Raw genomic sequence first — 1,543 nt, 5'->3', positions numbered from 1 at the left:
CTGAACCGGGCGGCTTTTTTAATGTCCGTGCGCGGCGCGCTACAGCTTGAATGCGCCGATGATCTGTTCGAGCTTGGCCGTCTGCTCCTGCATCGAATGGGCTGCCGCTGCCGCCTGCTCCACCAGCGCGGCATTTTGCTGGGTGGTGTCGTCGAGCTGGACGATGGCCTGGTTGACCTGGCCGATGCCCGTTTCCTGCTCCTGGCTGGCCAGCAGGATCTCGCCGATGATGTTGGCAACCTTGTCGGTGCCGGCGACGATGTCCTGCATGGTGGCGCCAGCCTGGTCGACCAGCTTGGTACCGGCGTTGACGTTGTGCACCGATTCAACGATCAGCGCGCCGATCTCCTTGGCCGCCGTGGCCGAGCGGTGCGCCAGGTTGCGTACCTCGGACGCCACCACGGCAAAGCCGCGGCCCTGTTCGCCGGCCCGGGCCGCCTCGACGGCCGCGTTCAACGCCAGGATGTTGGTCTGGAACGCGATCCCGTCGATGACGCTGATAATGTCGGCGATTTTCTTCGACGAGTGTTCGATCGCGCCCATCGTCTCGACCACCTGCGTCACCACCGCGCCGCCCCGCGCCGCCACCTTCGAGGCGTCCAGCGCCAGCCGGTTGGCCTCCTGGCCGCTGCTGACGTTCTGCCTGACGGTGCCGGTCAACTCCTCCATCGACGCGGCGGTCTGCTCGAGCGCGCTGGCCTGGCTTTCGGTACGGGCCGACAGATCCTGGTTGCCGCTGGCGATTTCACGCGAAGCGAGCGCGATCGACGCCGTGCTGGTGCCGATTTCGCGCATCATCTGCTGCAGCCGTTCGATGAAGGCGTTGAAGCTGGCTGCCACATCGTTGAACTCGCTGCCGCCGCCGCCCGGCAGGCGCCGCGTCAGGTCGGCGTCGCCGGCCGACAGCGCGTCGATGTTACTCTTGAGTACACCCAGGCGCCCCATGAACAGGCGGATGATGCCGATGAACATGGCCAGCAGCAGCAAGGCGATGGGGATCTGCACCATGCCCAGCTTGCTCAAGATACGGTCGCTTTGCTCGGTCAGCTGGCTGGTCGGCAAACCGGTCGCCAGCACCCAAGGACTGCCCGGTATCGCCTTCAGGAACAGCGTGTGGGGCGTGCCGTCGCTGCGATACTCCGATTCGGCCACGCCCTGCGCATCGAGCTTGGGCAGCAGGCGGCCGATTTCCGCCACCATCGGCGAACTGGACGCCAGATCCTCGACTTTCTTGAGTACGATCTCGTCCTTGATATACGTACTGTTGCTGATAATCTTGCCGTCGCGTTCGACGATCAGGATCTGGCCGTGGATCGTTTTCTCCATGTCGGCCACCAGGCGGTTGAAAAAGCCCAGCGTGACATCGATGGTGGACACGCCGTACAACTCGTTGTCCTTGTAGATCGGCATGGCGCAGTTGGTGCGCGGCTGCGCACTGGCGTCGTCCTTGTAAGCCTTGGCCCAGTCGCAATGGCCCTTGGCCGACTTGAGCCACCCCAGATACAAGCTCTGCTCGAAGTAATTCAAAGACTCCGGCGAGTTC

Annotated in this window: 1 protein-coding gene; it reads right to left on the bottom strand. The window is 63.9% G+C overall.

Features of this window, described 5'->3' with window-relative positions:
• Nucleotides 1–39: 39 nt before the first annotated feature.
• On the bottom strand, nt 40–1,543 hold a 1,504-nt coding region (locus ASN89_RS26650), incomplete at its 5' end, for a methyl-accepting chemotaxis protein (RefSeq protein WP_058051345.1).

The organism is Janthinobacterium sp. Ant5-2-1 (assembly GCF_001445815.1).
GTDB lineage: Bacteria > Pseudomonadota > Gammaproteobacteria > Burkholderiales > Burkholderiaceae_D > Janthinobacterium > Janthinobacterium lividum_E.
The sequence above is the reverse complement of the archived record's forward strand: the minus strand, read 5'-3'. Positions and strand labels throughout refer to the sequence as shown.